The organism is Streptomyces sp. NRRL F-5755 (assembly GCF_001279365.1).
GTDB classification, from domain to species: Bacteria; Actinomycetota; Actinomycetes; order Streptomycetales; family Streptomycetaceae; genus Streptomyces; species Streptomyces rimosus.
In genome coordinates this window covers 42,445-64,194 of record NZ_LGCW01000262.1, presented here as the reverse complement: position 1 = coordinate 64,194, position 21,750 = coordinate 42,445, and the positions used below count along the sequence as shown (strand labels likewise).

General features: G+C 74.2%; 19 protein-coding genes and 1 riboswitch. Of the genes, 8 read left to right on the top strand and 11 right to left on the bottom strand.

Annotation, left to right across the window (positions count from 1 at the left end):
• Positions 1-157: 157 nt before the first annotated feature.
• The 3 genes from ADK86_RS22155 to thiO all read right to left on the bottom strand — a co-directional run bounded on the left by ADK86_RS22155 (position 158) and on the right by thiO (position 2,454).
• Positions 158-952, bottom strand: coding sequence for a thiazole synthase (locus ADK86_RS22155; RefSeq protein WP_053698149.1), 795 nt, complete (start codon positions 950-952; stop codon positions 158-160).
• A gap of 9 nt (positions 953-961) precedes the next feature.
• A complete protein-coding gene (gene thiS, locus ADK86_RS22150) occupies positions 962-1,180 on the bottom strand; it encodes a sulfur carrier protein ThiS (protein ID WP_053698148.1) in 219 nt (72 codons plus the stop codon).
• Complete coding sequence (thiO, locus tag ADK86_RS22145) at positions 1,177-2,454, bottom strand: glycine oxidase ThiO (RefSeq protein WP_078952181.1); 1,278 nt, start codon at positions 2,452-2,454, stop codon at positions 1,177-1,179. The genes thiS and thiO overlap by 4 nt, the downstream gene beginning before the upstream one ends.
• Positions 2,452-2,565: riboswitch (TPP riboswitch) on the bottom strand. (Overlaps the previous gene by 3 nt.)
• 175 nt (positions 2,566-2,740) lie before the next feature.
• Here thiO and ADK86_RS22140 point away from each other — a divergent pair.
• From ADK86_RS22140 to ADK86_RS22120, 5 genes are all read left to right on the top strand, one after another.
• The gene (locus ADK86_RS22140; protein WP_078952180.1) at positions 2,741-4,021 is read left to right on the top strand and encodes an FAD-dependent oxidoreductase; all 1,281 of its coding nucleotides are present in this window, start codon (positions 2,741-2,743) and stop codon (positions 4,019-4,021) included.
• Between the two features lie 102 nt (positions 4,022-4,123).
• The gene (locus tag ADK86_RS22135; RefSeq protein ID WP_053698147.1) at positions 4,124-4,489 is read left to right on the top strand and encodes an Rv2175c family DNA-binding protein; all 366 of its coding nucleotides are present in this window, start codon (positions 4,124-4,126) and stop codon (positions 4,487-4,489) included.
• Between the two features lie 140 nt (positions 4,490-4,629).
• On the top strand, positions 4,630-5,280 hold the full coding sequence (thiE, locus tag ADK86_RS22130) for a thiamine phosphate synthase (RefSeq protein ID WP_053698146.1): 651 nt from the start codon (positions 4,630-4,632) through the stop codon (positions 5,278-5,280).
• A gap of 129 nt (positions 5,281-5,409) precedes the next feature.
• On the top strand, positions 5,410-6,327 hold the full coding sequence (gene metF / locus ADK86_RS22125; RefSeq protein WP_030593089.1) for a methylenetetrahydrofolate reductase [NAD(P)H]: 918 nt from the start codon (positions 5,410-5,412) through the stop codon (positions 6,325-6,327).
• A 51-nt stretch (positions 6,328-6,378) separates the two neighbouring features.
• Positions 6,379-7,431, top strand: coding sequence for a hypothetical protein (locus ADK86_RS22120; protein WP_053698145.1), 1,053 nt, complete (start codon positions 6,379-6,381; stop codon positions 7,429-7,431).
• A gap of 43 nt (positions 7,432-7,474) precedes the next feature.
• Here the strand turns inward: ADK86_RS22120 and ADK86_RS22115 are convergent, their stop codons facing one another.
• The 5 genes from ADK86_RS22115 to ADK86_RS22095 form a co-directional block, all read right to left on the bottom strand.
• Positions 7,475-9,061, bottom strand: coding sequence for a phytoene desaturase family protein (locus ADK86_RS22115; protein ID WP_078952179.1), 1,587 nt, complete (start codon positions 9,059-9,061; stop codon positions 7,475-7,477).
• A gap of 80 nt (positions 9,062-9,141) precedes the next feature.
• Positions 9,142-9,777 (bottom strand): DUF4126 domain-containing protein, encoded by a 636-nt coding sequence (locus ADK86_RS22110; protein ID WP_053698143.1) that lies wholly within the window; start codon positions 9,775-9,777, stop codon positions 9,142-9,144.
• 369 nt (positions 9,778-10,146) lie between these two features.
• The gene (locus ADK86_RS22105) at positions 10,147-10,758 is read right to left on the bottom strand and encodes a TetR/AcrR family transcriptional regulator (RefSeq protein WP_053698217.1); all 612 of its coding nucleotides are present in this window, start codon (positions 10,756-10,758) and stop codon (positions 10,147-10,149) included.
• Between the two features lie 35 nt (positions 10,759-10,793).
• Positions 10,794-13,001, bottom strand: a complete 2,208-nt coding sequence (locus tag ADK86_RS22100) for a YhgE/Pip domain-containing protein (protein ID WP_053698142.1) — start codon at positions 12,999-13,001, stop codon at positions 10,794-10,796.
• Complete coding sequence (locus ADK86_RS22095; protein ID WP_053698141.1) at positions 12,973-13,752, bottom strand: ATP-binding cassette domain-containing protein; 780 nt, start codon at positions 13,750-13,752, stop codon at positions 12,973-12,975. The genes ADK86_RS22100 and ADK86_RS22095 overlap by 29 nt, the downstream gene beginning before the upstream one ends.
• A 227-nt stretch (positions 13,753-13,979) precedes the next feature.
• Here ADK86_RS22095 and ADK86_RS22090 point away from each other — a divergent pair, with 227 nt between their 5' ends.
• The 3 genes from ADK86_RS22090 to ADK86_RS22080 all read left to right on the top strand — a co-directional run bounded on the left by ADK86_RS22090 (position 13,980) and on the right by ADK86_RS22080 (position 16,018).
• Complete coding sequence (locus tag ADK86_RS22090; RefSeq protein WP_003983728.1) at positions 13,980-14,465, top strand: SAV_6107 family HEPN domain-containing protein; 486 nt, start codon at positions 13,980-13,982, stop codon at positions 14,463-14,465.
• 124 nt (positions 14,466-14,589) lie between these two features.
• A complete protein-coding gene (locus tag ADK86_RS22085) occupies positions 14,590-15,345 on the top strand; it encodes a methyltransferase (RefSeq protein ID WP_003983729.1) in 756 nt (251 codons plus the stop codon).
• 259 nt (positions 15,346-15,604) lie between these two features.
• On the top strand, positions 15,605-16,018 hold the full coding sequence (locus ADK86_RS22080; protein ID WP_030593063.1) for a DUF3040 domain-containing protein: 414 nt from the start codon (positions 15,605-15,607) through the stop codon (positions 16,016-16,018).
• Between the two features lie 488 nt (positions 16,019-16,506).
• Here ADK86_RS22080 and ADK86_RS22075 read toward each other — a convergent pair whose 3' ends face one another.
• From ADK86_RS22075 to ADK86_RS22065, 3 genes are read right to left on the bottom strand one after another with little or no spacing between them, the layout of a single operon-like run.
• Positions 16,507-19,050, bottom strand: a complete 2,544-nt coding sequence (locus tag ADK86_RS22075; RefSeq protein WP_053698140.1) for a transglutaminase TgpA family protein — start codon at positions 19,048-19,050, stop codon at positions 16,507-16,509.
• Positions 19,047-20,513, bottom strand: a complete 1,467-nt coding sequence (locus ADK86_RS22070) for a DUF58 domain-containing protein (RefSeq protein ID WP_078952187.1) — start codon at positions 20,511-20,513, stop codon at positions 19,047-19,049. Before ADK86_RS22070 ends, ADK86_RS22075 begins: the two co-directional genes overlap by 4 nt.
• The gene (locus ADK86_RS22065; protein WP_053698139.1) at positions 20,513-21,571 is read right to left on the bottom strand and encodes an AAA family ATPase; all 1,059 of its coding nucleotides are present in this window, start codon (positions 21,569-21,571) and stop codon (positions 20,513-20,515) included. Before ADK86_RS22065 ends, ADK86_RS22070 begins: the two co-directional genes overlap by 1 nt.
• Positions 21,572-21,750: the final 179 nt, after the last annotated feature.

Below are 21,750 nucleotides of genomic sequence, written 5' to 3'. Positions count from 1 at the left end.
TGATGGCCCACGCCCCGCCCGCGACCAGCGCCTTTCTGCGACCGAACGGTGACAGGCGGGTGCCGCGGGCCGGGGCGGGACGCGCCGGATGTCCGTTTCGCCGGGCGCGGGCGGCAGTCGTAAGCCATCGGCCGTACGGGGTGCCGCCCGCCGCGCCTCAGAAGGCGGGCCGCTCCGGGTCCAGCACGGCGACGCCCTCGGTGGGCGAGGAGGCTTCCGCGTAGTGGCGGCGCGGGATGCGGCCCGCCCGGTACGCCAGGCGGCCGGCCTCGACCGCGTGCCGCATCGCCTCCGCCATCAGGACGGGCTCCTGCGCGCGGGTCACCGCGGTCGCCAGCATCACCCCGGCACAGCCCAGCTCCATGGCGAGCGCCGCGTCCGAGGCGGTGCCCGCGCCCGCGTCCAGGATCACCGGGACCCCGGCCCGCTCGGTGATCAGCTGGAAGTTGTGCGGGTTGCGGATGCCCAGACCGGAGCCGATGGGGGCGCCCAGCGGCATGATCGCCGCGCAGCCCACGTCCTCCAGCTTGCGGGCGAGCACCGGGTCGTCGTTGGTGTACGGCAGGACGGTGAAGCCGTCGTCCACCAGGGTCTCGGCGGCGTCCAGCAGCTCGATGGGGTCGGGCAGCAGCGTGCGCTCGTCGGCGACCACCTCGACCTTGATCCAGTCGGTGCCCAGCGCCTCGCGGGCCAGCCGCGCGGTCAGCACCGCCTCGCCGGCGGTGAAGCAGCCGGCGGTGTTCGGCAGGACGCGGATGCCGTGCCGCTGGAGCACGGACAGCACCGAGCCCTGCACGGTCGGATCCAGGCGGCGCATGGCGACCGTCGTCAGCTCCGTACCGGAGGCGAGCAGCGCCCGCTCCAGGATGTCCAGGCTGGGCGCCCCGCCCGTCCCCATGATCAGACGGGAGTCGAAGGTGGTGTCGGCGATGGTGAAGAGATCGTCGGCCATGTCCGCGGATCAGCCTCCCTGGACTGCGGTGAGAACTTCGACGCGGTCGCCGTCGCCGAGCGGGGTGGCGGGCCACTGGCCGCGCGGCACCACCGTCTCGTTGACGGCGGCGGCCACGCCGCTGGAGGCCGAGGTGAGCCCGGCGACGAGCCGGTCCAGGGTGAGCCCGCCGGGGACCTCGCGGGGCTCGCCGTTCACGGAGACGCTGATGGACGTGCTGACGGTCATGCGGGCTGCTCCTGAGGGGCGGGTGCGGGCATGGGCGCGGCGCCCGGCCGGGCACCGTACGGCTGCGTCGTGAAGCGGTCCGGGGCGAACGGCAGGGCCTCCTCCGGCAGCGGGCCGCCGGTCAGCGCCGCCGCCAGCACGTCGCCGGTGACGGGCGTCAGCAGCACCCCGTTGCGGTGGTGGCCGGTGGCCAGAAGCAGGCCGGGCAGCGCGGTCGGGCCGAGCAGCGGCGCGTTGTCGGGCGAGCCGGGGCGCAGCCCGGCGCGGGTCTCGACCAGCGGCAGTTCGGTGATGCCGGGCACCAGTTCGTGGGCGTCCCGCAGCAGTTCGTAGACCCCGCCCGCGGTGACGGTGGTGTCCCAGCCGAGTTCTTCGGTGGTGGCGCCGACGACCAGCTCGCCGTCCTCGCGCGGTACGAGGTAGAGCGGGCCGCCGCGCACCACGGCCCGTACGGTGCGGGACAGAAACGGTACGCCGCCGGGCAGCCCCTCGGGCATGCGCAGCCGCAGCACCTGGCCCTTGACCGGCCGGACCGGCGGCAGCACCTCCTCGGGGACGCCCGCCAGCCGCCCGCTGCGGCTGCCCGCGGCGAGCACGACCTGCCCGGCCGCGATCCGGCTCCCGTCGGCCAGCTCCGCGCCGGTGGCCCGGCCCCGCTCGACGGTCAGCCGCTCGGCGGTGGTGCGGTGGAAGGCGACCCCGGCCCGCTCGCAGGCGGCGAGCAGCGCGGCGGCCAGCCGGCGCGGATCGATCTGGTGGTCCCCGTCCACGCGCAGCCCGCCGCGCACGCCCGGCGCGAGCATCGGCTCCAGGCGCCGGCACTCACGCCCGCTCAGCCACTCGGAGTCCAGTCCGCTGCGGCGCTGGAGGGCGTGCAGATCGCGCAGATAGGCGCGGTCGTCGGCGTCGAGCGCGACGGCCAGCGTGCCGCACCGGCGGTAGCCGAGGTCCCGGCCGCTCGCCTCGGCCAGCTCCGCGGCGAAGTCCGGATAGCGGCGGGCGGAGGCGAGGTTGAGGCCGAGCAGCGTCTGCTCGCCGTAGTGCAGTTCGGTGACGGCGGCCAGCATGCCGGCCGCGACCTGGGCGGCGCCGCCGCCGGGCGCCGGGTCGGCGACGGCGGTGCGCAGCCCGCGCTGGGCCGCCCGCCAGGCCGTGACCAGGCCGATGATGCCGCCGCCGATGACGAGGACGTCCGGGGACGCCGGTACCTCAGGGGACGTCGGTACCGAGGTGGGCTCCGAGGTCCGTACGGACGGCTGTGCAGGTGGATGCATGGGCGTCCAGCCCCTCCCTTCGCCGGCATGACCCGGATCAGGTTCGTACGGTCGGAGGCCGCAGCAGCCTCCCTCTCAGCCCGGTGCGTCCGGGCTCCCGCGAGTGCGTTCCCCGCAACCCTAGTACGGGCCGCCGACGCGCCGTAAGGGAACACCGGGGGCGGGGAACGGGGTGTGAACACGGGGCGTCGCGCGGCCACCTGAGGGTGACCGGCCGTGACGTTGTGTCATAGATCTCGTTGCGCGGAGCTCGGGGTCGCGCGACACGCCGTCCTAGAGTGATCGGGTGACCGAGCAGACGCAGCCCCAGGACCCCGCCCGCGCGCGCCAGGGCGGCGAACCCGCCGAGCGCGCCGCCGAACGCGCCCGGCGCGTCGTCATCGTCGGCGCCGGCCTGGCCGGTGTACAGACCGCCGTCGCCCTGCGCGAACAGGGCTGGCGCGGGGTGATCACGGTGCTCGGCGACGAGCCGCACCGGCCGTACGACCGCCCGCCGCTGTCCAAGGCCGTGCTGCTCGGCAAGGCCGACGGCTCGACCTTCGACGTGGACTTCGAGGCGCTCGGCATCGACCTGCTCCTGGGCCGGCACGCCACCGGACTCGCGCCCGCCTCGAAGGTGGTCGAGACCGATGCCGGACCGGTCGAGTACGACCATCTGGTGATCGCGACCGGTGCCGAACCGGTCACCCTGCCCGGCTGCGACGGCCTGCCGGACGTCCATGTGCTGCGCACCATCGACGATGCCGAGCGGCTGCGGCCGGTGCTGGCCGAGCAGCGCCAGGTCGTGGTGGTCGGCGCGGGCTGGATCGGCGCCGAGTTCACCACCGCGGCGCGCGAGGCGGGCTGCCGGGTCACCGTCGTCGAGGCCGCCGACCGGCCGCTGGCCGGGGCGCTGCCCGCCGAGGTCGCCGCCCCGATGGCGGCCTGGTACGAGGACAGCGGCGCCCAGCTGCGCACCAACGCCCGGGTCGCCGCCCTCACCGAGGGCACGGTCACGCTCGCCGACGGCGCGACGCTCGCCGCCGACGCGGTCGTGGTCGGCATCGGCGCCCGGCCCGCGACCGCCTGGCTGGCCGGCTCCGGCGTCGAACTGTCGCCCGAGGACCGCTCCGTACTGGCCGACGAGCGGCTGCGCACCTCGCTGCCCGACGTGTACGCGGTCGGCGACTGCGCCTCCTTCCCGTCCGCCCGCTACGGCAGCCGCCTGCTCGTCCACCACTGGGACAACGCCCTCCAGGGCCCGCGCACGGTCGCCGCCACCCTCGTCCGCGGCGAGGCCGAGGGCCCGGTGTACGACCCGGTCCCGTACTTCTGGTCCGAGCAGTTCGGCCGCTTCGTGCAGTACGCCGGGCACCACACCGGCGCCGACGAGACGGTCTGGCGCGGCGACCCGGAGAGCGCGGCCTGGTCGGTGATCTGGCTGCGCGACGGCGTGCTCGTCGCGCTGCTGGCGGTGGGCCGGCCGCGCGACCTGGCGCAGGGCCGCAAGCTCATCGAGCGGGGCGCGGCGCTGGACCGGCAGCTGGCCGCCGACGCGTCCGTACCGCTGAAGTCGGCGGCCGTCTGAGGCCCGGCGACGGGCCCGGGCAGGGGTCTCGTACGGGTGCCTGCCTGCACCGATGGCGATGCCCCGCTACCGGCTGTCAGTGGGAGGTGGCAGGCTTGTCCCGTGACCGAGATTGACGCAAAGATCGATGGACTCGTTCCCGCCTGGCTCACCCTCCCCGACATCGCCGAGATGATCGGCGTCGAGGTGACGCGTGTGCGGCAGCTGGTGAAGGAGGGCCAGCTGATCGCGGTGCGCCGTGGCGAGAACCGTGCCCTTCATGTGCCGGCCGACTTCATCAAGGACGGCAAGGTCGTCAAGGGACTCGTCGGGACGCTCACGCTCCTGCGGGACGACGGCTTCGCCGACGAGGAGATGCTGGAGTGGCTCTTCACCCCCGACGAGACACTGCCCGGCACCCCCGCCCAGGCCCTGCGTGAGAATCGCGGTACGGAGGTGAAGCGCCGAGCCCAGGCGCTCGCCGTCTAGCAGCGCCTGACCGGGCCGCGGGCACGTCCGCGGCCGTTCGCCGTCGCTGCCGCACCCGCGGCCGCGACCGTTTCGCACCACGAGGGCGTACGGGCCGGAAGGCCCGGCCCGTACGCCGCAGACCTGGGGGGACCCGCCCGATGACCACCGCACGCGACGCCCTGTCCGACGCCCGGCTCTACCTGTGCACGGACGCCCGCAGGCGCCAGGGCGACCTGCCGCAGTTCCTGGACGCGGTGCTCGGCTCGGGTGTGGACATCGTGCAGCTGCGCGACAAGGGCATGGAGGCCGGCGAGGAGCTGGACCACCTGGAGGTCTTCGCGGACGCCTGCCGCCGGCACGGCAAGCTGCTGGCCGTCAACGACCGCGCCGACGTCGCGCACGCCATCGGCTCGGACGTGCTGCACCTGGGGCAGGGCGACCTGCCGGTGCCCGCCGCCCGCGCGATCCTCGGCGACGACGTCCTGATCGGCCGGTCCACCCACGCCGAGGCGGAGGTGGACGCCGCGCTGGCCCAGCCCGGCGTGGACTACTTCTGCACCGGTCCGTGCTGGCCCACCCCGACCAAGCCCGGCCGCCCCGCCCCCGGGCTCGGCCTCGTCCGGTACGCCGCCGCGCGGCGCCCCGAGCGCCCCTGGTTCGCGATCGGCGGCATCGACGCGGACAACCTGGACGAGGTGCTGGCGGCGGGCGCCCGCGGGGTCGTCGTCGTACGGGCGATCACCGAGGCCGAGGACCCCGGAGCCGCTGCCGCCGCCCTGGCGAAGCGGGTGCGCGCCCACGGAGCATGAGCCGTTCGGGGCGCTCCGCCTGGACGTGAGATGGCCGCCCGGTGTCCAAGGCGTGGACCGGAATGCGGCTATCCGGGCATTTCGTCGGAGCTGGTTGGTGTGCGCTGCACCCGTGGATAATCTGCACGTATGGCCCTTGGCACAGCTTCCACCAGGACTGATCGCGCGCGGACCGTGCGCGACCTGCTCGCTTCCGGCAAGCAGTCGTATTCGTTCGAGTTCGCCGCCCCGAAGACGGAGAAGGGCGAGCGGACGCTGTGGAACGCCATCCGCCGCATCGAGGCCGTCTCGCCGACCTTCGTCTCGGTGACCTACGGCGCGGGCGGCACCTCCCGCGAGGGCACCGTGCGCGCCACCGAGCGGATCGCCACCGACACCACCCTCACCCCGGTCGCCCACCTGACCGCCGTCAACCACTCGCTGGCCGAGCTGCGCAACATCATCGGGCAGTACGCCGACGCCGGCATCCGCAACATGCTCGCGCTGCGCGGCGACCCGCCCGGCGACCCGATGGGCGACTGGGTCCAGCACCCCGAAGGCGTGCTGTACGCCGCCGAACTGGTCCGGCTGATCAAGGAGTCCGGCGACTTCTGCGTCGGCGTGGCCGCCTTCCCGGAGATGCACCCCCGCTCGACGGACTGGGACACCGACGTACGGCACTTCGTCGACAAGTGCCGGGCCGGCGCGGACTTCGCCATCACCCAGATGTTCTTCTACGCCGAGGACTATCTGCGGCTGCGCGACCGGGTCGCCGCCGCGGGTTGCGAGACGCCCATCATCCCGGAGATCATGCCGGTCACCAACGTCCGCCAGATCGAACGGTTCGCCCAGCTCAGCAACGCGGCCTTCCCGCCCGAGCTCGCCGAGCGCATCCTCGCCGTCAAGGACGACCCGGCGGCTGTACGCTCCATTGGCATCGAGTACGCGACACAGCTGTGCGCGCGCCTGATGGCCGAGGGAAGTCCCGGGTTGCACTTCATTACCCTGAACCACTCCACGGCGACGCTGGAAATCTACGAGAACCTGGGGCTGCACCAGCAGTCCTGACGGCGGTTTGCCGCACCACGCCGGCTGTGGAGCGGCGGAAGAGGGGCGTATATGGGCTTGGTGGTCCTGTACATCGCATTTGCCTGTGTCGCGCTCTGGCTCCTCGGCGAAGTGCTGCTCCAGTACAAGGCCCGGCTGCGGTGGCGGCTGCTGGCCTTCACCGGCTTCCTCGGCGTGGTCGTCGGTGTCGTCATTCCGTCGGTGATCGTCATAGCGGTGGGCGCCATCGCCTTCGCCGTCGGGCAGACCTACGTCACGCTCTCCTTCCGCAGCGGCTTCTCCGAGGGCTGGGCGCTGCGCGGCAAGCGGGGCGACAGCGGCAAGCGCGGGGAGAGCGGCAAGCGCGCTGACAACCGGCGGCGCCGGGCCCGGGGCGGCGGCCGGGCCGCGGCCGCCGGTCCGACGCTCCAGGTCTCCGACCTGGAAGCCGTCCCGGCCATGGAGGGCGCGGGCGCCGGGGGAGCGGATGCCGCCCCGGCCGCGTACGACGGCACGGATCCCTTCGCCCCGCAGGACGGCTTCCCGGCCCGGACGGGAGCCCACGACGGCTACGCCGGCACCGACCCCACCGAGGTCTACGCGCCCCAGCCGATCCCCGAGGACACCGGCCAGTACGGCATATACAGCTCCGACGCGCGCCCGCAGCAGCCCGGCTATGCCGCGTACGACGGCTACCAGGACTACGGCCAGGGCGGCTACGGCTACGACGGTGGTTACGGGGGCGCCGCCGCCCAGGGCGGGCAGGACGCCTACACCGACCACTACAGCGCTTACGGCACCGGCCAGGACCAGAGCCAGGCCCACCAGCCCCACGCCCAGGGGTCGGGCCAGCAGGCGCCCTACTCCGATCCGTACCTCGGCTCGCAGCAGTACGCCGGGCAGTACGACCCGTACGAGCAGCCCGACGCCTTCGGGGGCTCGCCGGGCTACCCGGGGCAGCAGTACACCGGCGTGCAGGACCCGCAGTCCTCGTACGGCGAGACGCCGCCCGGCGGGGTGTGGGTCCCCCAGCAGCGCGGCAACGAGCCCGCCCCCGAGCAGCCGTACCCGCCCTACCAGCCCCCGCAGAACCAGGGCTTCGACGGGCAGCAGTACCGCTACTGAGCGGGCGGCGGCAGCGCCGGCGAGCGGGCGGGCGCGCTCCGGGTCACTGGGAGCCGCGCCAGTCGTCCCCGTTCACGATCAGGCCCGCGACGAGAGCGCCGGACATCCCGGCATGTGCCAGCCCGCCGCCCGGGTGCGTCCAGCCGCCGACCGCGTACAGCCCGGGTATGCGGGTGCGGTTGGCGGGGCGCAGGAAGCGGCCCCCGGCACCGGCCAGCGCCGGGCCCGGCACCGACTCGCCTTCGGCGGGCGGCAGCACGGCCCGCCACAGCACCCGCTCCCGCAGCCCGGGTATCGCCGCTTCGGCGGCCTCGATCAGCCGGTCGGCGGCGGCCGCCAGCGCGGCCGTCTCCTCAACTGCCGTCTCGTGCGCGTCACTTCGGGGCTCGGCCGACGCGGCCGGTGCGCCGCTCCCGGCAGCGGCGGGGGACCGGGCCAGGTCCCCGTACGGTGCGATCGCGGCGCTCAGCGTCACGGCCTCGTGGTCGTCGTCGGGCCGGGACTCCGGGTCGTCCGGGCGCAGCACCGTCACCGTCGGACGGTCGCACAGCGTGCCCGGACCCGCGCCGAAGACGGCCGCCAACTCCGCGGCGGGATCGGCCGCGTGGACCACGGTGCGGTGTGCCGCGTCCGCCGGGCGGGGGCCGCGCAGCGCGAGCGCGACCGTGAACCGGCCGGGCGCCCGGGGGCACTCGTCCGCCGCGGGCCGTACGTCGTCCGCGCCCCACGGCTCGCGGCCCTTCAGGAGCGCCGTCAGCAGGTCGGGGGCGATGCCCGCGACGACCGTGTCCGCCTCGGCGCAGCTCCCGTCGCGCAGCTCGACGCCCGCCGCCCGGCCGTCCGCCTCGACGATCCGTGTGACCTCGGCGCCGAAGGTGAACTCCACCTTCCGGGCCAGGCAGCGCTCGTACAGCGCGTCCGCCAGCGCCCGGATGCCGCCATGCGGATACCAACTTCCGAAAGTCTGCTCCATGTACGGCAGGATCGCGGCGCTCGCGGGGGCGGTGCGCGGGTCGAAGCCGTACGCCACGGCGTAGCTCTCCAGGAGGGCGGTCAGCCGGGGGTCCTTCAGCTCGCGGCGGGCCACCTCGGCGAGGGTGCCGTCCGCCGCGGGCCTGCGCCGCCCGAACAGGCCGCGCTTCGGCAGCGCCGGATACGGGTCGCGCCCCAGCACCTGCCAGTCGGGCCACAGCGGCTCCTCCAGCAGCGGCCGGCGGGTGCGGTCCCACGCCTCGCGGGCGCGGCCCAGGAAGTCGCTCCAGCGCTCACCGGCGCCCGCGCCCAGCGCGCCGTCGAGCGCCGCGAGGACGCCGGCCCGGGAGGCGTTCGGCAGCGAGACGGCGGTGCCATCCGCGAAGACATGGCGGGCGGCGGGGTCGACCTGGGACAGCTCCAGCACGCTCTCCAGCGGCTCGCGGCCGGTCTTGACGAACAGGTCGCGGTAGACGGCGGGGAGGTGCAGCAGCCCGGGGCCGGTGTCGAAGCCGAAGCCCGCGCGCTCGAAGCGGCGCACCGCGCCGCCGTACGTGCCGTTACGTTCGTACACCGCCACCCGGTGGCCCGCGACGGCCAGCCGGGCGGCGGCCGCCATCGCGCCCATCCCGGCGCCGATCACCGCAATCCGTGCCATGCCTGCGACTTTATCCGGCGGCACCGACAATCCGGCCGGGGCCTGCCCGTGACCTGGGCCGGAACGCCACAGGCCCCGGCTCAGCCCACCGGCGTGCCTGTCCCGCGCGTCCCCGCCCCGTGCGCCGCCGCCATCCGCCGTTCCTCGCGCCGCTGCCTCCTGCGCCGCAGGAAACGCCGTACCCGGGACCACAGGAACGCCACCAGCAGGATCCCGCCGACCAGCAGCACCCCGGCGATGATCGCCGCGGCCACCGGGTGGAACACCGCGAAGACGACGATGCCCGCGACCCCCAGGTCCTCCAGCGTGCTCAGCACGAAGTTGCTGGCCGGTTCGGGCGAGGTGTTCACCGCCATCCGCGTGCCCGCCTTCACCAGGTGGCTCACCAGCGCGCTGGAGCCGCCCACCGCGCCCGCCGCCAGCTGCGGCAGCGACCCGTCGTGGCCGGCCAGCAGCGCCGCCACGACACCGCCGGACACCGGCCGGATCACCGTGTGCACGGCGTCCCACACCGAGTCCACGTACGGGATCTTGTCGGCGACGGCCTCGCACAGGAAGAGCACCCCCGCGACGATCAGCACATCGGGACGCTGGAGCGCCTCGGGCACCTCGTCGGCGACGCCGGTCGCCCCGAGCACGCCGAGCAGCAGGACAACGGCGTAGGCGTTGATGCCGCTGGCCCAGCCGCTGGTGAAGACGAGAGGGAGTACAGACACGCAGGAGATCGTAACCAGCCGCTGCGCGCCGGTGCTCAGGATTGAGTACCCGTACTCAGTCCCCGAGATGAGTAGGTACGCGGATGGGCCGCCACCTGCGCGGACGGAAGAGTGGGGGCCACGGAAGGGAAGCCGGGCCGGCACCGCCGACACGGGGCGGCGGAACGGCACGGCAGCCCGGACGTGACGGGGGAGCACGGGGGCTCCACGAGGGAGTGCACGGGGGTGCGGGGCCCCACGGGGGAAGCGCTGTCCTGGACGGATCGCCGGGGGAACGATCCGCTCCGGGGCAGCGCGCCAGTACGACGGCGGCGGTGGCCGGCACACGATGCCGGCCACCGCCGCCGCTTCCGTATGCGCGCGGCGCGCCTACGGGTGCCCGCTCACCCGGCCCTGCAACAGGCGCGACAGGGACGCGTGCACATCGTCGATCGACCGGTGCGGCTGGTAGGACTGCCAGTCCAGCGCCGCCACCAGCACCATCCCGAACAGCGCGGACGCGGTCAGCGGGATGTCGATGTCCTCGCTCAGCTCGCCGCCCGCCACCGCCTCCCGGAGCACGCCCTCCACCACCGTGATCGCCCGTTCCCGCACCACCATCAGCGTGGACTGCCAGGCCCGGTTGGTCCGCCACAGCTCGGCCACGTACAGCTGGGTCAGCGCCGGGTAGCGGGCGATGAAGTCCAGCCCGGCGCGGATCATCGCGTCCAGCGCGTCCACCCGGGTGCCGCCCCGGGCGGCGGCCCCGTCCGCGGCCTCCTGGAGGGAGGTGGCCAGCAGCTCGATGCCGTGCCGCAGCAACTCCTCGAAGAGTTCGTTCTTGCTCGCGAAGTTGTAGTACACGGTGCCCTTCGCGACCCCCGCCCGCTCGGCGATCTCGTCCACGGTCGTGGAGGAGAAGCCCTGTTCGGCGATGAGCGTGACCGCGGCCTCGAAGAGCTTGCGCCGGGTGGCCTGGCGGCGCGTGCTGGAGCTGTCCATGGGAGTGATTGTGCCGCCCCCGGCGGCCCGCGCGCTCACAGGCTCAGCTCCGGGTGGAGGTCCTTCAGCCGTACGACCTGCTTCCCGCGCGCCGCCCAGGCGGTCAGCGCGAGCGCCGCCGCGGTGAAGGCGAGCAGCACCACGCTGCCCTGCCACACGGGCGTCAGCTCGCCGCCCGTGATGAGCCGCCGCAGCCCCTCCACGATGTAGGTCATCGGCAGGAACGGGTGGATCGCGTTGAAGAAGCCGGGGCTGGTCTGGACCGGGTACGTACCGCCCGCCGACGTCAGCTGGAGCATCAGCAGCGCCAGCACCAGGATGCGGCCGGCCGGCCCGAACCGGGCGTTGAGCCACTGCACGATCGCCGCGAAACAGGCCGTGGCCAGCAGCAGGAACCCGACCGTGCCGGCCGCCCGCTCCATGTGCAGGCCGAGCCCGAAGCGCAGCACGGTCATCAGGGCGGCCGTCTGGAGCACCCCGAGGGCGAAGACCGGCAGCCATCCGGATACCGCGATCCGCCAGGCGCCCGCGCCCATGGCGAGCGCGCGCCGGTTGAGCGGCGGGATCAGCATGTAGGCGACCATCGCGCCGACCCAGAGGGAGAGCGGGATGAAGTACGGGGCGAAACCGGTGCCGTAGTTGGGCGCGCGGTGCGTCGCCTCGGAAGCGAGCTGCACCGGGTCGGACATGACACGCGTACGGGCGTCCCGGTCGTGCTTGTCGTAGTCGGGGATCTGCCGCACACCGTCGTGCAGGCCGCCGGCCAGCTTCTGCGAGCCGTCGGAGAGCTTGTACATGCCGCTGTACAGGGTCTGCGCGCCGTCCTTCAGTTTGCCGACACCCTGGTCGAGAGCGTCCGCCCCGGAGGAGGCGCGTCCGGCACCGTCGTGCAGCTTCCTGGCCCCGTCGGCCGCCTGCCCCGCGCCGTCCGCCAGCTTCCCGGTCCCGGCGGCCAGCTTGCCGGCGCCGGCGGAGACCTGGTGGGCGCCCGCGTTGAGCTGGTTGATCTTCTTGACGGCGGCGTCCAGGTCGGCGCCGAGATGCGGGCCGCGCCGCGCCAGCTCGTCCGCCAGGCGGTGCAGCGAGTCCAGGTCGCGGGCGAGACGGTCGAGGTTCTTCTGGTCGTGTACGTAGCCGCTGATCTCCTCGGCCTTGGCCGCCGCGCGCGCCGCCTCTTCCTTGAGCTGCTTCAGCTCGGCGCAGGAGGCGTCGGGCCGCGCCGTGTCCCCGCAGCGCTGCCGGTAGAAGGCCGCGAGGTGGTCGGCCATCCCCCGGGAGAGCCTGGCGCCCGCGTCGGCGGCGCGCGGCAGCTTGTCCAGGTTCTCGCGTACGGCCCGGGCGCCGTCGGCGACCACCCGGGCGACCCGGCCGATCTCCTTGCCGTGCGCCCGGACGAACGGGCCCACCTCCGCCGCCACCCCGTTGACCTTGTCGGCCAGCTGCTGGGTGCCCTGGGCGACCTGCCCGGAACCGCCGGCCAGCTGGTCCGCGCCCCGGGAGGCGGCGGTCGCGCCCCGGGCGAGTTCGGCGGTGCCCGTGGAGAGCCGCCCCGCGCCCGCGTCGAGGTCCTTCAGGCCGTCGGCCAGGGTGCCGCTGCCGTTCTTCGCCGTACCCAGGCCGTCCTTGAGCCTTCCGGTGCCGTCCTGGGCCTGCCCGATGCCGTCCTTGAGCTTCCCGGCGCCGTTCGCGGCCTCCTGGGTCTTGTCGTGCAGCGTCGAGAAGGAGACGAAGATGTTGTCGTAGAAGCTCCGCGAGGACTTCGCGGAGGCCGCCGAGCGCACCTCGGAGAAGACCGTGCGGGAGATCTGCCCGACGATGTAGTTGTTGGCGTCGTTCGTATGGACCTGAAGGGCGCCGGTTTCCGGACGGTCGCCCCCACTGGACGCGATGCGCTTGCTGAAGTCCTCGGGAACGGTCAGCGACAGGTAGTACGAGCCGTCCTCGACGCCCCGGTCCGCCTCCTGGGCGCTCACCCGGTGCCAGTCGAAGGTGTGGCTGTCGCGCAGCCCGTCCACGATGCTGTCACCGGCTGCGACCTTCCTGCCCTTGACCTCCGCGCCGGTGTCCTCGTTGACGAGCGCGACCGGGATCTTGTCCAGGCGCCCGTACGGGTCCCAGAAGGAGCACAGGTAGAGCGCGCCGTACAGGAGCGGCAGCAGGAGGAGGGCGATCAGCGCCGCCATCGGCAGCTTGCCCCTCCCGAACCGCTTCAGCTCAAGCGCGGCCAGCCTCGGCGAGCGCATCCGCCGCTCCCTTCGTGTCGTCCCGGGTGATCGGACCGGCGCTCTCTTCGCCGCGCGCGCCGGTACGCACCACGACCGCGCCCTCGGGTGCCTGGCTGCACACCGCGAGGACGGTCGTCCCGGACTCCGCCAGGGCGCGCAGCGTCGACCAGACGCCTGCGCGTTCGGCGTCGGAGAGCTTCATGTCGGTGTCGTCCACGGCGAGCAGGCGTGGCTTCCCGATCAGCGCCAGGGCGAGCGACAGGCGCAGCGCTTCGGCGCGCTCCAGGTCGCGTACGGCCGTCCGTACGCCCTTGGGCAGGGCCTGCACGTCCAGACCGGCCGCCTCCAGGGCCGCGTCGGTACGGGCGCGGGCCGACGCGGTACGCTCCCGGCGCGGTCGCAGCAGCGCGCGCAGGGAGTCGCCGAACCGGTGCTGGAGCAGGGTGCGTTCGCGCAGGTGCTCGGCCACCGTCAGGGCAGGTTCGAGATCCGTGACGCCGGGTACGTGGGCCAGTGCGGTGACCGCCCGTACCGCCGCCATCTTCTTGGGCAGCGGCAGCCCGGCGACCTCGGCCGTACCGGCGGAGGGCGTCATCCGGCCGGTGAGCGCGAGCAGCAGGCAGGTGCGTCCCGAACCGGACGGGCCCTCGACGGCGATCAGCGAGCCCGGCCCGGCCGTCAGGCCGATGTCCCTGAAGGCCCAGCCGCGGGGGCCCCGGACGCCGAGCCCGGTGGCGGTGACGGCCGCCCCGTGCGGGGTGCTGTGCACGATCCCCTCCTCTGAACTGACCAGTCAGTTCAAAAAAGTATGCGCAGGCTTGTCATGTCTCCGCAAGGGGGTACCGGCCGTCCGCCCGCTTTCCGGGGAAAGCCGCGATCTCCCCGAATTACCCGCCCCGCACAGGGAAAGAGCTGGTCAGAGCCGATTGTCAGTGGTGTGCCGCACGATGGCCCCATACGGTCCCCGAACCGTCATGCGACGACAGGAGGTTCGTCATGGCAGCCAGTTCGGCCGCGGGCAGCTCCGCGGCGTACGGCCCTCCGGGCGATGTCCACCCCGTCCTGCGCCGGGCGGCAGCGCCGCCCGCCGCCCTCGACCTGCTCGCCCAGGCCCAGCGCGGCATCGACGAAGCCCGCGACCTGGAAACCCCCAACGAGCGCTACGCCACCGCCCACCTCGCCGCACTGCGCACCGCGGCCGCCGTCCTCGCCGTGCGCGGCCGCCCCGAGACCAGCCTCCGCCGCAGGCAGCGCATCCGCAGCGCCTGGGAGGTGCTGCCCGAGGTCGCCCCCGAACTCGCCGAGTGGAGCGCCCTGTTCGCCTCCGGCGCCCAGCGCCGCGCCCGCGCCGAGGCGGGCATAGCCGGCGCGGCCGGCCCGCGCGACGCCGACGACCTGATCCGCGACGTGGCGATGTTCCTGCGCCTGGTCGAACGGATGCTGCTCCTCCAGCCCACGCTGCCGTCCCAGCGGGCGGGGTGACGGGCGGGTAAGGGGAGCGGGGCATCCGGCCCGGTCGGCCGGTATCGGGAGGCCGGGCCGTCCCCTCGCGTCCCATTAGGGTGGTACCCATCAGTTCCATGCCCCCGTCGAGGAGCCACCCGCCGTGTCTGACCCGCTGCGCCCGCGCGCATCCCTTCGTACCGCCGTGGTCTGGGAGGTTCTCGTAGAGGCCCTGGAGCGCCGGGCCGCGGCCGCCGGGCAGGACGTCCTCGACGTCCTGGACACCGGCGGCGGTACCGGCAACTTCGCCGTGCCGGTCGCGCGCCTCGGCCACCGCGTCACGGTCGTGGACCCCAGCCCCAACGCCCTGTTCGCCCTGGAGCGGCGGGCCGCCGAAGCGGGCGTCGCCGACCGGGTGCGCGCCGTGCAGGGCGACGCCCACGGCCTGTTCGACGTGGTCGAGCCCGGCGGCTACGACACCGTGCTGTGCCACGGCGTGCTGGAGTACGTCGACGACCCGGCCGAGGGCGTACGCAACGCGGTCGGCGCGCTGCGCCCGGCCGGCACCCTGAGCCTGCTCGCCGCCGGGCTGGGCGGCGCCGTGCTCGCCCGCGCCCTGGCGGGCCACTTCACCGAGGCCAGGAACGCCCTGACGGACCCGGCGGGCCGCTGGGGTGACGGGGACCCGGTGCCCCGGCGCTTCACCGCCGAGCAGCTCACCGCACTGGTCTCGGACACCGGCCTGAAGGTCAGCGGTGTGCACGGCGTACGGGTCTTCGCCGACCTGGTGCCCGGCGTCCTCGTGGACACCGAGCCCGGCGCCATGGACGCCCTGCTGAAACTGGAGGCAGCCGCCGCCGAGAACCCCGCGTTCCACTCGGTCGCCACCCAGCTGCACGTGCTCGCCGAGCGCGGCTGACTTCCCTGAGCCGCTCACGCTGTGCGTGCAGTCGGCCACAGGCCACCCGATCAGCCGCTTCGCCCCGTATGATCGGGGGTACAACGCCCGGCATGACGGATCGGCGGGTGGGGAATGCAGGCTGCAGGCACCACCGACCGCCTCGGCGGCCCGGGCGGTGAATTGGCGTAGAGGGGCGGGTTTCACGGGGGCGATTCCCTGCCTATCCTGAAAGGGTCGCACCCGGTCGCCCCCCGCGACCGACGAGTAGGAGGACTCCGTGCCGCTCTCGGAGCACGAGCAGCGCATGCTCGAGCAAATGGAGCGAGCGCTGTACGCCGAAGATCCGAAGTTCGCGACAGCGCTTGAGGGAAGCGGGCTGCGTACGTACACCCGGCGACGGGTCTACCAAGCGGTCGCGGGCTTCCTGGTAGGTATCGCGCTCCTCATGGCCGGTATGGTCGCCCAGCAGATCTGGATCAGCGTGGTCGGCTTCCTCGTCATGCTCGGCTGCGCGGTGCTCGCGGTCACCGGCTGGCGCAAGGCGCCCAAGCCGGGAGAGCAGCAGGCCGCGGCGGGCGGCCGCGCAGGACCCGGTGGCGCTCAGGCCAGGCGCCAGGCCCGGCAGCGCCGCTCGATGATGGACCGGATCGAGAGCCGGTGGCAGCGCCGCCGCGACGAACAGGGCCACTGACCGGCCCGTCGGCTCCCCGACCTCCTGCTCGCCCTGCCACGCCCGAAATCTGAGGAGAAGCGGCCGTCCGGAATCCGGACGGCCGCTTCTCGTGTGCGGGGGCGCGACGGCCGGGGTCGGCGGCCGGTCACCGGTTCGCTTCGCTCTTTGCATACGCGAGAGCAAAGCGGAGGGTGTCGAGGCGGGGTGCGGTCGCGGTTGCCGGTCGCGGTGCCGGTCGCGGTGCGAGCCACGTGCCAGGGCGCCGCTATCAGGCCGCTGTTGCCTCGGTACGCAGCCTGGCCGTCCCCTCCTGGCCGCACCTCCTGGTTTCCGCCCTCCGCTCCGCCTTCACGCGCTCCGCCCTCCGCGCGCTCCGCGCTCTAGCCGCGCCCAGGTTCGCCGGGCGCCCACGCGCGCGCCCGTACGCTGACGCGCGCTCGCTGACGCCCTGACGTCCGCTCGCGAAAGAGACGTAAGAGCCGTATCTCTACGTCAGAGCCGTACCTCTACGTCCGCTCCCGGGACAGCCGCAGAGCGCCCGCTACCTTGCGCACCGCGGTGGCCGGTGGGCTCGTGGCGCAGCGGGCGAGGAAGGCCGACCAGCGGGACGACAGGGTCCACAGGGCCCGTGCGGCGGAGCGCGGCGCCAGGAGTGCGCGCAGCCGCAGGCGCCGGGACGCGGCGGCGTGCAGGCCGGTACGGACGCGGCGCACGTCGTCGGCGAGGCCGGGCGCGGGGTGCGGATGCGGTGCGTACAGTACCTGCTCCACCGACGTCGCGACCCGGTGGGCCGACTCCGCCGCCGGCGCCCGCAACTCGCCTATCCGCACGATCCGCTCCGCCGCCTTGCGGGGAGTGAGCGATTCGTCCGGCAGGATGCCGTAATCCCAACCGGAATCGACCAGTTCCTGCCAGGCCGCGAGCGTGCGCGTGGCCCCGGTCGGTATGCCGCCACGGGACTCCGGCGCGCCGCCGTCCCAGCCGGAGTCGTCCGGTTCGAGGTGGGCCGTGCGGAAGTCCGGCGCGGCGGCCGGCCCCGGACGGTGCCGGCCGGCCACGCCGCCGCCGAGACGCCGGGAGCGGGCCCGCAGTCGCCACAGCACCGGCAGCACCGGCAGCAGAAGCAGGAGCGGAACGCCGATGACGAGCGCCGCGACGGTCCACAGCGACGGCCCGCCCTCGGCCGGGCCGCTCGTCGACTGCGCGGGCGGCGTCCAGCACGGGCCGACGCGCCGCTCGGCAGGGGCGCAGCTCTGTGCGGGGGACGGCCCGACGGGCGCCGCCGCCGAGCGCGACGGCTGCGGGGCCGGGGAGTTCGTACCGCCGTTGGACGGGGTGTCGGTGAGGGTGTAGTCGGGCAGCGTGCCCCGGCTCGGCGTCGGCTCGAACCGCGTCCAGCCGGTGCCTTCGAAGTACAGCTCGGGCCAGGCGTGGGCGTCCTTCAGGCCGACCGAGGTCGAGCCGTCGCTCTGCCGGGTGCCGGGGGTGAAGCCGACCGCGACCCGGGCGGGTATGCCCAGCGTGCGCGCCATCGCCGCCATGGAGAAGGCGAAGTGCACGCAGAAGCCCTCCTTCTGCTCCAGGAACCGGGCGATGGCTTCCGTGCCGCTGCCGGCCCGCACCTCCGTGTTGTAGGTGAAGCCGCCGCTGAGCGAGAACCAGTCCTGGAGGCGGACGGCCTTGTCGTACGCCGTGCCGGCGCCCTTCGTCACCTGCTTCGCGGTCTCGCGCACGACCGGGGGCAGCGAGTCCGGGACCTTGGTGTACTCGCGCGCCAGCTCGGCGGGCGGCGCGGGCGCCTCCTCCAACTGTCGCGCGGTGGGCCGTACGAGCAGGCTCTCGACCTGGTACTGCACGCCCCGCGTGTTCTGCCCGCGGTCGCCGACCAGCGTGCGGCCCTCCGGCTCGAAGCGCCAGCGCCCGGCTATGTCCACGCGGGAGGCGGGGTAGGGCAGGGGCAGCCAGTTCTGCGCGTACCAAGGGGCGGTGGAGATGCTCGTGTTGACGGGGGTGACGTCCACCTCCGGGCTCAGTCCGGCAGGGTCGGGCAGCCGGTCCGGCACGTCCTTGACGGCGCGCTCGGACGGCTTCCACGCCGTGCCGTCGAACTGATCGAGCGCGACGATGCGCAGATACATGTCACGTGTGTCGGAGGCGGTGGTGCGGTAGTTGAGGACCTGCCGGTCCTCGGGTTGGTTCAGGCTGTTCTGCAAGGACACCAGCGGGTTCACCGCGGAGATCGTGCCGCCTCCGCCGCCCGGACCGCGGCCGGCCACCGCCTGGCCCAGCAGCCCGCCGCCGAGCGAGGGCAGCACCGCGGGCACCACCAGGGCGACGCCCAGCACCAGCGCGCCGATCCGGCGGCCCGTACGGACCGGGGCCTGCGCCGGGCCGCCGACCGTGCCCGCGTAACTCTGCCCGCCGGAGAACGACGGCCTTCCGGAGCCGGCGCTCCGGCCGCCGAACACCCGGCCCCACTGCGAGAGCCGGTCCCGCCCCTCGGCAAGGAGCAGCAGCAGATATCCGGCCCCCGCGACCAGGAACCACAGCCAGCCCGCCCCGCCCTGCGAGAGGCCCGCCGCCACCGAATACAGCGCGAGCAGGGGCAGTCCGGCGGGCGCCGCGCTGCGGTACGTCACGGCCAGCGCGTCCACGACCAGGCCGACCACCAGCACCCCGCCGACCAGCAGCAGACGGATGCCGGCCGTCACCGGAGCCGGTATCGCATACCGGCTGACGTCGGCGACGCCCTCCTGCACCAGCTCGCCGAACTCCGCGAAGACGTCCGGGCCGGGCAGGACCAGGGCGATCGCCTTGTCGTGCGCGAAGAGCACGGTGAGCAGCAGCAGCGCCACCACGGCCTGCGCCGCCACCGTCAGCGGCCGGGCCAGCGGCACCCGGCGGGCCAGCGCCCCCACCCCGGACACGATCGTCAGCAGAATCGCCGCCTGCAGCATCCAGCCGACCGGATCCACCAGCGGCAACAGCGCGCACGACGCGCCCAGCGTCGCCACCACCGCACAAACCGTAAGCCGCGCCCGCCCGCTCATGACTCCGCCCCGCTCCCCGACCCCGCAACCGGCCCAGCGCCGCCGCCCGTGCCACTAGCACTGACGCCCCCACCCGTACCGGCAGCACCAGCACCACCCGCACCGAAAACCCCGGACGCCCCCGCCACCGACCCCTCCGAAACGCCCGCCCGCTCCACCTGCCGCCACAGCGCCGCCAGCGAGTCACCGGGGCGCACCGGCAGTGCCTTCCAGCCCGCCTCCTGGAGCATCCGCAACCGCTCCTCCAGCGGCAGCCGCGGGTGGCCTCCGGGGGAGCGGAATCCCGTGCCCCGCGACCAGGCGTCGCCGTCCAGGACGAAGGCGACCGCCGCGCCGCCGCGCCGCCGCATGCGTCCGGCCACCGCGGTCTGCTCCTCGTCGAGGTCGCCGAAGAATGCCACCAACAGCCCTTCGTTGCCGCCGCGCAGGACGTCGTACGCCCTGGCCAGGCCGGGTTCGTCGGAGTGGTCGACCACGGCGAGGGTGTCCAGCAGGAGGCCGGCGGTGTCGGCGGATTCGGTGCCGCCCGCCCAGCCGCCGGTTCCGTCGGGGCCACGTACGGACATGCCGGAGTCGGTCAGAAAGCGGACCGAAAAACCGCGCTCCAGGAGGTGGACCGCCGCCGACGCGGCGCCCGACACCGCCCACTCGAACGCCGAGTCGGGACCGGCTCCCTGATGGGCCGTGCGCCGTGTGTCGAGCAGGACCGTGCAGTGGGCCCGCTGCGGCTGCTCCTCGCGGCGGACCATCAGCTCGCCGTAGCGCGCGGTGGAGCGCCAGTGGACGCGGCGCAGGTCGTCGCCGTGGCGGTAGCCGCGGGGGATCACGTCGTCCTCGCCGGCCAGGGCGAGCGAGCGCTGCCGGCCGTCGCCGTAACCGGACGCCTCGCCCGCGAGCCGGACCGGTGGCAGCGGTTCGACCCGTGGCACGACGGTCAGCGTGTCGTGGTCGCTGAAGGAGCGGGTCAGCTCGCACATGCCGAACGGGTCGGAGAGCCGCAGCTGCAACGGCCCCAGCGGATAGCGCCCGCGCAGGTCGGAACGGACCCGGTAGGACACCTCCCGGCGGCCCCCGGCCTCGACGCGGTCGAGCACGAAGCGCGGGCGCGGGCCCAATACGTACGGCACGCGGTCCTGGAGCATCAGCACGCCGGTGGGCAGCCGCGAGACATTCTCGACGCGCAGGCGCACCCGCGATTCGGCGGTGGCCGGCACCCGGGCGGGGGAGAGGGTACGGCTGCCCGCGACCCGGTAGCGGGTGCGGTACAGCACGATCGCGCACACCAGGGGGAGCGCGGCCAGCAGCAGCCCGACGCGGAGCAGGTCCGTCTGCCCGAGGGCGTACGCGCACACGGCGGCCGCGACGCCCGCCGCCAGGAAGGACCGGCCGCGCGTCGTCAGCCCGGCGAAGGCGGCCCGCAGACCGCCGCGCTCCGGCACGCCCTCGATCCCCCCGGCCGTCATCAGTACCCCCGCAGGCCGGGCGGCTGCCCCGGGTGGGGCCTGGGCCACTGCTGCGCCGAGGGGTCGGGCACCGGTGTGCGGCGCAGGATCTCGGCCACGACCTGCTCGGACGTACGGCGGTTGAGCTGGGCCTGCGCGGTCGGCAGCAGCCGGTGGGCCAGCACCGCCACCGCGAGCGCCTGCACGTCGTCCGGGAGGGCGTACTCCCGGCCGGCCAGCGCCGCCGCGGCCTTCGCCGCGCGCAGCAGGTGCAGCGTGGCCCGCGGCGAGGCGCCGAGGCGCAGCTCGGGATGGTTGCGGGTGGCGGCGACCAGGTCCACGGCGTATCTGCGCACCGCTTCGGCGACGTGGACCGTGCGGACCGCATCGATCAGCTTCAGTATCTCGTCGGCGTGCGCGACCGGCTGGAGGTCCTCCAGGGGCGAGGCGGCGCCGTGCACGTCCAGCATCCGCAGCTCGGCGTCCGGGCTCGGGTAGCCGATCGAGACGCGGGCCATGAAGCGGTCCCGCTGCGCCTCGGGCAGCGGATACGTGCCCTCCATCTCGACCGGGTTCTGGGTGGCGACGACCATGAAGGGGGCGGGCAGCTCGTAGGTCTGGCCGTCCACCGTGACCTGGCGCTCCTCCATCGACTCCAGCAGCGCCGACTGGGTCTTGGGGGAGGCGCGGTTGATCTCGTCGCCGATCACGACCTGGGCGAAGACCGCGCCGGGCTTGAACTCGAAGTCGCGGCGCTGCTGGTCGAAGACGCTGACGCCGGTGATGTCCGACGGCAGCAGGTCGGGGGTGAACTGGATGCGCCGCACCGAGCAGTCGATGGAGCGGGCCAGCGCCTTGGCGAGCATCGTCTTGCCGACGCCCGGCACGTCCTCGATGAGCAGATGGCCCTCCGCGAGCAGCACGGTCAGCGCGAGCCGCACGACCTCCGGCTTGCCCTCGATCACGCCCTCCACCGACCTGCGGACCCGCTCCGCCGTGGTGGTCAGATCGCCCCGCGCGCCCGGCTCCGTCCGCGCGGGGGGACCCCCAAGGCTCGCTTGCTCGTCAAAGGTCGTCACCCGGCCCTCCTCGGCCCTTCCCCGCGCCCCGCGGCACGCGGGACACCCAACTGCGGGCGCACGTCCTCCGTACGGACCGGCCCTCCCCGTCGAGCGCCGCCGGGCCCCTCGGCCGCGGCAACGCCACGTAGGCATTCTCGCCGTCCACGCCGCTTCGCGTCATGGCCTGTGGATAACTC